Below are 10792 nucleotides of genomic sequence, written 5' to 3'. Positions count from 1 at the left end.
GCATCATTAACCGATACGCAGAAGCATATCATAAGTGATGCGGTTTTTATTATTATAAAGTAGAAAGATAGAAGTCAATAAATAATGTATAACGGGTGATAAATGATGAAGTATTGGATTATTCCATGTAATGTTAAAGATTATGATGTTATAGGTGCATTCAATAAATTAAGTGAAATCGATTGGAAACAAAGTAATAATATGAAATCAGCAGCGGTTGGAGATATGGTTTTGATTTATCTTTCCCGTCCCTATTCATGTATTAAATATATATGTAAAATTAAAGAAGTGAATAAGCCAAAATCCACAATTGAAGATAGCGTTTATATTATGAAAGGTGATAATTATGTTAATTATGGTAATTATATGCAACTTGAATTACTTGAAAGTATAACGGATTTTCGCCATGCCACGAAATTAGCCTCATGCTAGCAAGTTAAGCGAACACTGACATGATAAATTAGTGGTTAGCTATATTTTTTTACTTTGCAACAGAACCTTTTAATTTTATTGTATTTGATAACGCTTTATTTTTTGATAGCATGGAAAGTGAGTTTTATATCAGGGAGATGTATGAATGAAATTTAGAAAATTAGGGATGTTAGGTTTGTCTTCTTTTATTATTTTAAGTGCTTGTGGTCAAAATACAGACAATAATCATAAAAAAGACAGTGATCAAACACAGGAAAGGGATAAAAAATTAGATGAAACTGAAAAGCAATCAAATGATGAAGTAGCAGAAAACAATCAAAATACAAAGCATCAACCTCAAGGTGAGTCTAATGCTGCAGAAACAACAAATGAAGCAAATAATCAAATTAGTCAACCTATAACAATTGATGAAGCAAAAATCTATTGCTTTTAACTCCGAAGATATACTCAATTTTACTCAAAATAAATATGATCTAATTTACAATAAAGATAAAAGTAATGATGATAAAATTTTTATTGAAACGCCTTTTGGTGGGATAAACGAATCCGTTAAGCACCACGCCATTATAGATAGAAATACAGGAAAAATTATCAAAACGGGTGGCGCTATTACACATCCAGATGGTCCTATAAAAGCGGAAAACGGTTATATAGATAAAGATATTTATAATTCAACTGCTGATTTTTACAATACTTACGTATACAAAAAAGGAATGCCTAAGTTTGAAACTGCCGACTCTGATGTACCAGAACAAAAATATAAAGAACTTTCAAAAATCGTAGGTAATTATTGGCAAAAAGAACAAGGATATGACAATGAGTCAAATCAATCAACATCAAATAACAACCAGTCTCAAAATAAAAAAGAAAATAATCAAACAGATAATGATAGTAAACAATCAACGAATGAAAATACAAAAAATGAACAAAACCGAGACAACATTGAAGAAGATAATAATAAATCAAATCAAAAACAAAATAATGAAGAACAGCAAGAAAATAGTAACGAGGAAGCTTCGCAAAATGAGGAACGTGAGGATCCAAATCAACAAATAGAACAACCATCTAGCGAAGATAAGCAAAATCCAGATGCAGCACAAGAAAATAATAACCAAAACAATGATGAAAATACTGATGGTAACAACTATGAAAATGAACAATCTCAATATGTAGAATCAAAAAGTTCAGAAAATGACAAAGAAACTTCAAACGCTTCATAAATATAAAAATATTATTATCAAAAGGAGTCTTTAATTGGTTAGTGTTACACAAAGAATTTCACAAATTAAACAACCCCGTGGTGGGTATTTAAACAGAAAATCATTTGAAGTTAAGCAACTAGAACCAGAAACATTTATAGATACAAAATATGAAAATATAGCACCTCAAACAATTGGTTTAGTCGTAGACTACCTTACTCGTATGGTTATAAATCAAGACAAAGAAAAATCATTTGCCATATCGTTAACTGGCGCAAAATTAGCTGGGGAATTACAAACAGCCGAATCATTGTTAAAAGATATTAATGATAATGATGATCTATCTATTATTAAAGCATGTCAATTGGTAAATTACGATATGGTATATAGAGCAGGAAGCATGCCTAAAGAATTTAAAATTCCAGATCAAGACACAATTAATAATATAAAATCACTTATAAACAGAAGTCTTTCATTTTTTAATCAAATTGGTGAAGTTAAAATGGATGGTTTCACATTTGAGGGGGGGTATACAAGCATTATTGATAGTGGAGATGGTGACTTTCTAACTGAAGATACTTTGTGGGATTTTAAAGTTTCAAAACAACTACCACAGAAAAACAGTACGCTTCAATTAGTGATATATTATTTAATGGGTAAGACATCTCAAAAGCCTACCTTTGAGAATATACGTTACATTGGTATTTATAATCCAAGATTCAACCAAATTTATAAATATGATATGATACAGGCTGATTCAGAAATGATTGAAACAATCCAAAAACGTGTTATTGGATACGATTAATATAAATATATGAAACATTTTAAGGGATGGTGTATTTGAAAATGAAAAAAGCAATAACTAGTTTAGCAGTAGCTACATTGTTGTTATCAGCTTCAGGTGTTGTTAAAGCAGCTGAAAATAAAGAAGATTGGGATGAACCTGTTTTTATTAAAGGCGCTGACTTAGAAGGGCAAGATTTACAACAAACTGAGAATGATCTAGGCGTTGATGATAACTATGAAACTTATAATGTTAACGTCAATGATGTGAGTAATTATATCCCAAACAGCAGTAATCTAAGTTATATTTATTCAAGTGCAACAATTGAACATAAAAAATGGGGTAAGGGTGTTGATGTGAAAATTGATACACCAGATAACATTACAAAAGTGACATCTGAACAATATCAAAATGCTGCAATTACGGCAGGAATTAAAAACGCAGAAATACATATAGCTTCTGTCGACCAAGTAACTGGTGAAGGTGCTTTAGCTGGTATTTATAAAGCATATGAAGAAAAAGGTAACAACCTCAACGCTGAAGATATTCAAAATTCTAATCAAGAAATGAATGACTTAGGTAGAATTTCAGAAGAAAATAAAGGTAAAGATGGATATTCAGATGAAGCTTTGAATGCTTCAATAGCAGATATTAAAGAACAACTTGCAGATATTAAACAAAATCAAGATAAACAAATAACACAACAACAAGTTGAAGACACGGTCAATAAAGTACTCGATGAACGTGGCTTGTCAGAAATATTATCAGAAAATCAAATTCAAATGATTAATAATAATATGGTGAATGTGGCAAACTCTAATGCCTTAACTTCTGATCCAAAAGTATTTAAACAAAATGCAAAAGATGTATTAAAAAATATTGAAAAAAACTCAGATGATTTATTGAATAAAGCAAAAGATAAAGCCAAGGATTTGAATACAGAAGAAAATAGAAATCTCCTTCAACGCATATGGGACGGTATTGTGGAAATTATTCAATCTATCATTCAATTTTTCTCTAATCTGTTAAATAAATTATAGAGTTGTTTAAAAAGAGAGGACAAAATCTGCCCTCTCTTTTTTAGCAAAATAACTAATAAGAAGAATTCTGGAGTATATAACGAAATACACTTAAGTAATGAAGAAAGATTTAATAAAGAAAAATTAGGGTTGTTCAAGTATGAAAATCAACTTTTTTCAGTAAGTTTAGATAAAAAAGAATTTTGTAAAATGGTAGACACTCAGGATAATAAGGAAGTGGCTAGTTGGAGTCGCAAAGGGGATTACATTTACATTAAATTTAAAGGAAGCTTTGTTGAAAAGCACAAAATATTTACGATTGCTATTCTCCATACTTTTTCAAATAATAATATTCGATATTATCGTAAAAATAAAGGTCCAGTATATTTAGGACCACCACCATTATAAATAAGCAAACATAGTAAACTAGTATAACATTAAATAGCCCCCACAAATTTAAGTTTTGGCTCAACTTTGTGGGGGCTTCTTAATAAGATATACTCTTAGTGTTTCATTTTCCTTTTTACCTTAATGGTAACTTATAGCTCCTAATGATTTATAGATACAATAGTATTTGAATTCTTTCTCAATTATTTTTTTAAAGTTAATATCTTCTTAAAAGTAATAAAGAGTTATTTGAGTTTTGAAATTTTTAGTCATCTTCACTTATATTTTTAGTTTTTTTAAAGTGTATTTTAATTTCAAATATACCATTTTTATATGTGGCATAAACTAGCCCATCTTGTTTTGCAACTAATTTTTTTACTATATATAACCCTATTCCTGAATGTTGCTTATGACGACTTAAATCAGCGATGTAAGAACGATTAAAAATATATTTAATGTTTTCTTGAGTTAGTTGTTCATCTGTATCGTTAGCTAATTTTACAATTACGTCATTGTCTTTTTCGTATAAATCAATATCAACGAAGCTTTTACTATAACGTAGGGTGTTCTGAATTAAATTTGTAAATATTCTATTTGTCGCAAATTGATCTAAAACAACTTTTGAAACTTTTGACAAATTAAAGTTTACATCAATATTTTGATTTTTAAATTCACTATAATAGGATAAAAAGCTATTTTTAAGTTCATCACTTAAAGAAAGTTCTTGAAAATTAAGTTTATAATCTAATGAATTAATTTTAGTTATTTCATGAAATAATTCTACTAAGTTAATAAGTGAAGTTGTTTTATCCTCTATTATGCCTATATATCTTTTTTTCTCTTTCAAAGTAGTATGAGGATCATTAAGTAAATCTGTGTATCCTTTCACAGCTGTTAAAGGAGTTCTTAAATCATGAGAAATGTTAGTGATTTCTTGGTTTAACATCAGTTCTTTTTTCTTGTTAATAACATTTCGTTTTCTATATATAGTAAGTATTGAATTTATTTCATTACACAAATTTTTGGAAATATTGAATTGTGTGGAAGTACGAATAACTTGATTCGAAGTGACATCATTTTTTAAGTCCTGCAATTGTATAGTCACTTGTTTTATTTCCATGTATAACGATATATATTTATAAGCTAAATATATTATAGATAGTATTAAAATTAGGAAAAAAATGTATATCATTTTTAGCTATCCTCACTTTTAGTTTAGATATCTCGTCTTTTTAATTATCAAATTTCCTATAATTAAAAAGACTACCCCTAAACCTATACCGACCATCCAACACTCTAAATGAATAACGCTTGTATCTGTAGCGTATTCTTGAAATATTTTTTCAAAAAATTTTGTAGGAGAATAATTGTATAGAATAATCCATTTTTTATTAATAAATTTTAGCAGTTCTAACAAACCACCACCATAGTAATAAATAAAAATAGTTAAGAGAACAGAAAATGCACCATTTATTTTTAAACTATTCAATAGGTGAGATAATGCTAAAGCGCCAAAGATTAAAGGTGACATATTAATTAATGAGATTATAAAATTATTTAATGTTTTATAGTCTTTTTCAAACAAAAGTGAACCGAAAAGTATACTTACGATAGTACAAATTAAACATAATATAAAGAAATAAAAGAGAAATATTATAAACTTTCCGTAATAAATAGTATCTAATGAAATATCGAAAGAAATGCTTTGTTTTACTATGTTTTTGTTCTCTTTATTGTTGACTATTAAATTCATTGCTGAACCAATGGCAATGATAAAGAGTCCTGAGGAAACAATATTAACAAGAAAGAATTTTAAATTAGCGTATGGGAATTTAAAAGTAGTTTTATCAAAGTATACTAATGTAAAAGCGGCTAATATAATTAGTGTTGCACATATTATTGTGTATAAATATATGCTTTTGCTATGTAATAATCTATAATTCTCACTTTTGATATAATTAATCAATTTCATCACCTCTTTTAATATTTAAGAAGTAATCTTCTAGATTAGATACTTCAATTTTAAATTCATATACATCTATATTATTTTCAATTAGTATCTTATTAATTAAGTTATAATCAATCGAACTTTGATATACAATTATTTCTTGCGCATTAATTACCCTGTAATCAATATTTTTTATATTTTCTTCTAAAACTTGAGAAGTTTTTGATGTATTATCAACGCGTATTAACAGCTGCTGTTTACTTTCTTGGGTTAACTTTTCTTTACTAATATCTTTAATAATTTTACCTTTATCAATGAAGACAAATCTATCAGCTACTTGTTGCAATTCATTTAATATATGACTAGACAAAAGGAAAGTAATACCGTGTTCTTGATTTAACCGGAGAATTAAATTCCTAAAGTCTTTTATTCCCTGTGCATCTAATCCGTTTATTGGTTCATCCAAAATTAATAAATCAGGTCCATTTAATAGAGCTAAAGCTAATCCTAGCCTTTGTTTCATACCTAAAGAGTATGTTTTAAATTTTTTATTAACGTTTTCTAATTCCACCGCTTTAAGAACTTCAGTAATATCTTTAGTATTTGAAATACCTCTTTGAATACTAAAATACTTCAAATTCTGAAAGGCTGTGAAATTATTAATAAAATTAGGATGTTCAATCATGAATCCTATTCGCTTACGCATTTGATTTTTTATATCGGATTTTTTATTAAATAATTCTATATTTCCACTATCAGCTTTAATTTGATTTGCTAATAATTTAAAAAAGGTAGATTTACCAGCACCATTTCTACCTATTAAAGCACAAACTTCACCTTTATGTAGTTCGAAATTTATCGGTAATAATCCATGATTGTCTTTATATTTTTTACTTAAGTCTTTTGTTTTGATTACTAGATTCATAATATTCGCCCCTTTCCAAAAGACAATTTAAGTATAAATGGAAAGGTCTTAAATTCCTTTAAGTAAAATATAAAGAAAGTATAAAGAAAATTATTCTATTATAAATCCAATCCCCCATACAGTTTTAATGTACGATCGGTTAGTATAGGTACTCAATTTTTTTCTAATATTTGATACGTGGACATTAACCGTATTATCATCTCCTAAATAAAGCCCTTGAATTTTTTCATAAATCTTTTGTTTTGATATTGGTTTTTCAGGAGTTTTCATTAATAAGCACAAAATATTATATTCTTTATTTGTTAATTCGATTTTATTTTTATTTAAGTAAACATTTCTAGTCGATTTATCTATACTTAATTCTTTCCATACTAATAAATTTTGAGGTGGAGATTGATTTAAATTTCTTAATTGAACTTCAACTCGTGCAGATAATTCTTTATTATTAAAAGGTTTTGTTAAATAATCATCTGCTCCTTTATTTAATAATCGAACTTTTTCTTCAACTTCAGTTTTAGCTGATACAACAATAATTCTGCTCATTAAGTGTTTTTTTATATAAGTGAGTAATTCTTCTCCCTCAATATGAGGTAACATTAAATCTAGCAATATTAAATCGTAATTATGTGTTTTTAAATACTCTAAAGCTTCATTTCCTGAATAAACTATAGTAGTTTTAATTTTCATTTTTGTTAATGTTAATGACAAAATATGTGCAATATCTATATCATCTTCAATAATTAAAGCATTATATTCCATAAACCTAAGTCCTCTTTCTTCAATTGAAGTTTTTAATTATATTATATATTTTTATATGTATTATTTTTAGTAATTTCCTTCTATATATAAAAGTAATATTTTACAAATATTGATAATATCCTTAATAAATCAAAGTAAATCACCTTAATAGTTTACAAAATTACATCAAATAATGATTTGTTAGTTACCTTAATAAAAACTAAATTTTATTAACGCTACGCTTAACGTTCTATCAATAATACTCAAAAGCAAAATATATAATATAATCTATTATTGTATTATTATAATAATAGATATAGAAAAAACTACAGTAAGTTTAGATAAAAAAGAACGTTGTAAAATGATAGATACAAAAAACAATAATGAGGTAGCTAGTTGGAATCAAATAGGAGATTACATTTACCTTAAATTTAAAGGATCTTTTGTTGAAAAACATGAATTATCTATGATTGCTATTCTCCACACATTTTCTAATAATAATATTCATTATAATCATAAAGATATAACTCGTCCCTCAATGGGTCTTAATATAAAATACAGTGCTTTGGAAGAAATATGTATCTTTATGTATTCAATCCAAACAAATATTCAACAAGTAATTTAGTTTGAATGCAATAACCCCTTCATTAAAAAAATAGTGAAGGGGCTTTTTGAATTAATCATTATAAATAGTTATGCGATTTTATGCTCTATTTAAAAATATTTTTAAACGGTCATATCATGTCGCTCTAAATATATATATTAATATAGTAAATTAAATAACAAAGGATTGATTAAATGATAAGAAATTATTTTTCTACCCCAAAAATGCCAATATTCTTTTTCTATACTCCTTATACTATTGTGTATTTAGTTAAATTTATATTCATGATACAAAATGAAACAACAAGTTGGATTAGTTGGGTATGGAATATAGTAATATTTTTACTTGGAAGCTATACTTATGCTTGGTTAAGTTCATACATACTAGATACTAAAGACAATGTTCTTTTACGTTTTTTCTTTATGAAAAGTGTCTTATTTAGAAAAAAGTTTGGAACTATTGCTAAAATGACTTTTGATACTCATCGTCGAATAAATCCTACGTTTAAGCAAAAAATTGAAGGGAATAAAGTAGATTTTCGTGAATCTTTTGAAACATATATTAAAGGCACTTTTTTTAGTTTCATAATAGTTATTATTGTTAAATTTATTTTAGCATGGATACTTCATCCAATATTTTGGATTTCAATTATAATCCATCCAATTATTATGAAAAAATATCGTCAGAAAATATCAGAACATTTGGCAAGCGAATAGTATAAAAATATCGAATAGTTTTAAATTGAATATGGGAGCTAACACAAAAGAGTGATTTGCTCCCAATATATTTATATATTAGTTATGTCGGTATCCCTAATAATATTAAATTCACTTTCAATTATATCTTCATCGAATAACCTATTAGACTGATTCTTTATAATTTCATCATTGAAATTTCTTACAAATCTTGCATTACTGTTAATTCTTTGTTTTTCAAATACTTTTTTAAGTTTGTCATCGTAAACATTTTCATTAAATTCATATTCGTGTAGTAATTTTTTGCCGATTAAACATAATTCGTTTATAGAATAATCATCAAATATAATTTCATTTTTTATTCGAGATTCTAATCCTGGATTTATACTCATCAATTCATCCATTTCTTTAGGATACCCAGCGAATATTATCATGATATTTCCTCTATTATCTTCCATGAATTTTAAAATAGTTTCAATAGCTTCTACACCGTAGTCGTTTTCAGATTTGCTGTATAATGTATATGCTTCGTCAATAAATAAAACGCCACCTAACGCAGATTTTAAAACTTTTTCAGTTTTAATAGCTGTTTGCCCAACAAAACCGGCAACTAAATCTTGTCTTGTAACCTCTACAAGCAAATCTTTTTTTATTACACTTTTTTGAAATAAAATTTGTGCTATTAGTCTAGCGACCGTGGTTTTACCTGTCCCTGGATTACCTTTATATATAGAATGTAAAGAATTATCTTCTACTTTAATTCCTTTTTTCTTTTTGGCTTCATTTACAACGTGAACGCGTATAAAATCATTTGCTTGTTTTTTAGCATTTGATAAACCAACTAAATTATTTAACTCCTCCATTGGATTAGAAATGTTATTTTTAGCTATTGGCTTTATTTCTTTTGTATTTTTATTTTCTACATCTTCATTTTTAGTATTTTCAATATCTTTCTTTTCTTCAAATAATTTTATAATGTTTATTTCTTTATTTGATTTTATGGATGAGTGTTTATCTTGAAGAAAAGTATTAAAACCATTTGTGACATTATAATTATTAATTGCGATATTAGAATTTAATAAATAAAGATCTGTTGGAGTTACATTAGAATGTAATTCTTGAATGCTTCCTTTAGAATTACAAAATCTAAAATACATTTTTTCATTAAATTTATTATTCAATATTAACTTTTCAACATCCAATGTTGAGTTTTTTGTAACTGCGATGCTTGACGTTTTTAAAGAAGTAGCTTCTAACGTCCCTTGACCAAGCCCTATTTTTGTTACTTCAGAATTTTTTATTTTAGCTCTCCCATTATCAAATATTTGAAGCAGATAATTTTTTTTTGAATCTAAAGGATCTTTATAATCAATATAAGAATTATCTAAATCTAGTAAAGAATTGTTAATTGAAATTGAGGGATAAGTAGCATCAGGATTTAAATTAGTATATACAATAATTTTAGAATTTTTTATATTAATTTCGGAATTATCTTTCATAGTCCATTGATCTCTTGAATAATTGTTGTATAAAGAGCAATTAGATATATGCCATTTGCTTTGACGAGACATAGCTGCACCATGAATGGTACTATTTTCTATTACATTGATTCCTTTAGAAGAACTGTGTAGAGAAAAGATACTTGAATTTTTAATCCGAAGATTACCATTGCTATTATAAATATTAAATTTCTTAAAATCTTTATGGAAATTTAAAAAAGAAATATTATCAAGTTCTAACGAACCATTTTCTATATCGAAGACATCAGTATTATTATCGTTATCTAAAATGATATTTGATATGGATAAATACCCTTTAATTTCAAACCTAAAATTCTTTAAAGTTTTCTTTTCGTCATCGATACTTGTAATTTTTATATCCATACCTTTGGGTATTTCAAAGGAGCTCATAGTTTCTTTATTTAAGTCTATATTGTCAATTAATATTGTATCCCCATACTGTGCATTCGTTATGGCATTTGTAAGCGTTGTTTTTAGAAAGCCATCGCCCACTTTAATTATTCTTCCCATAATTAATCCTCCTTATATTTAGAAAAAATTT

11 protein-coding genes and 1 pseudogene are annotated in these 10792 nt (G+C 26.6%); 7 read left to right on the top strand and 5 right to left on the bottom strand.

Annotated elements, in window-relative coordinates; genetic code table 11:
• The first annotated feature begins 102 nt into the window (after positions 1-102).
• From HMPREF2881_RS10370 to HMPREF2881_RS12110, 5 genes and pseudogenes are all read left to right on the top strand, one after another.
• On the top strand, positions 103-432 hold the full coding sequence (locus tag HMPREF2881_RS10370) for a hypothetical protein (protein ID WP_227967756.1): 330 nt from the start codon (positions 103-105) through the stop codon (positions 430-432).
• A 145-nt stretch (positions 433-577) separates the two neighbouring features.
• Positions 578-1652 (top strand): annotated as a pseudogene (locus HMPREF2881_RS10365) (hypothetical protein).
• A 34-nt stretch (positions 1653-1686) separates the two neighbouring features.
• Positions 1687-2436 (top strand): hypothetical protein, encoded by a 750-nt coding sequence (locus tag HMPREF2881_RS10360; RefSeq protein WP_002488494.1) that lies wholly within the window; start codon positions 1687-1689, stop codon positions 2434-2436.
• Between the two features lie 41 nt (positions 2437-2477).
• Complete coding sequence (locus HMPREF2881_RS10355) at positions 2478-3455, top strand: DUF1002 domain-containing protein (RefSeq protein ID WP_037555956.1); 978 nt, start codon at positions 2478-2480, stop codon at positions 3453-3455.
• Positions 3456-3671: 216 nt separating this feature from the next.
• Positions 3672-3842: a hypothetical protein gene (locus tag HMPREF2881_RS12110; RefSeq protein WP_002488446.1), complete on the top strand. Its 171-nt coding sequence runs from the start codon at positions 3672-3674 to the stop codon at positions 3840-3842.
• A 244-nt stretch (positions 3843-4086) separates the two neighbouring features.
• Here the strand turns inward: HMPREF2881_RS12110 and HMPREF2881_RS10345 are convergent, their stop codons facing one another.
• The 4 genes from HMPREF2881_RS10345 to HMPREF2881_RS10330 form a co-directional block, all read right to left on the bottom strand.
• Positions 4087-4914, bottom strand: coding sequence for a sensor histidine kinase (locus HMPREF2881_RS10345; RefSeq protein ID WP_100217431.1), 828 nt, complete (start codon positions 4912-4914; stop codon positions 4087-4089).
• A gap of 117 nt (positions 4915-5031) precedes the next feature.
• Complete coding sequence (locus tag HMPREF2881_RS10340; protein WP_070653761.1) at positions 5032-5787, bottom strand: hypothetical protein; 756 nt, start codon at positions 5785-5787, stop codon at positions 5032-5034.
• Complete coding sequence (locus HMPREF2881_RS10335) at positions 5780-6694, bottom strand: ABC transporter ATP-binding protein (RefSeq protein ID WP_002488479.1); 915 nt, start codon at positions 6692-6694, stop codon at positions 5780-5782. The genes HMPREF2881_RS10340 and HMPREF2881_RS10335 overlap by 8 nt, the downstream gene beginning before the upstream one ends.
• A 90-nt stretch (positions 6695-6784) precedes the next feature.
• A complete protein-coding gene (locus HMPREF2881_RS10330; protein ID WP_002488445.1) occupies positions 6785-7453 on the bottom strand; it encodes a response regulator transcription factor in 669 nt (222 codons plus the stop codon).
• A 340-nt stretch (positions 7454-7793) separates the two neighbouring features.
• On the opposite strand from HMPREF2881_RS10330, the gene HMPREF2881_RS12105 reads away from it, so the two are divergent.
• Together HMPREF2881_RS12105 and HMPREF2881_RS10320 are read left to right on the top strand one after the other, a co-directional pair.
• Entirely contained in the window at positions 7794-8057 is a 264-nt protein-coding gene (locus HMPREF2881_RS12105) for a hypothetical protein (protein WP_037555951.1), read from the top strand.
• A gap of 173 nt (positions 8058-8230) precedes the next feature.
• Entirely contained in the window at positions 8231-8752 is a 522-nt protein-coding gene (locus HMPREF2881_RS10320) for a hypothetical protein (RefSeq protein ID WP_002488485.1), read from the top strand.
• Positions 8753-8823: 71 nt separating this feature from the next.
• Here HMPREF2881_RS10320 and HMPREF2881_RS10315 read toward each other — a convergent pair whose 3' ends face one another.
• Complete coding sequence (locus tag HMPREF2881_RS10315) at positions 8824-10761, bottom strand: AAA family ATPase (RefSeq protein WP_002488443.1); 1938 nt, start codon at positions 10759-10761, stop codon at positions 8824-8826.
• Positions 10762-10792 lie beyond the last annotated feature (31 nt).

Source organism: Staphylococcus sp. HMSC057A08 (assembly GCF_001812925.1).
GTDB lineage: Bacteria > Bacillota > Bacilli > Staphylococcales > Staphylococcaceae > Staphylococcus > Staphylococcus hominis.
The sequence above is the reverse complement of the archived record's forward strand: the minus strand, read 5'-3'. Positions and strand labels throughout refer to the sequence as shown.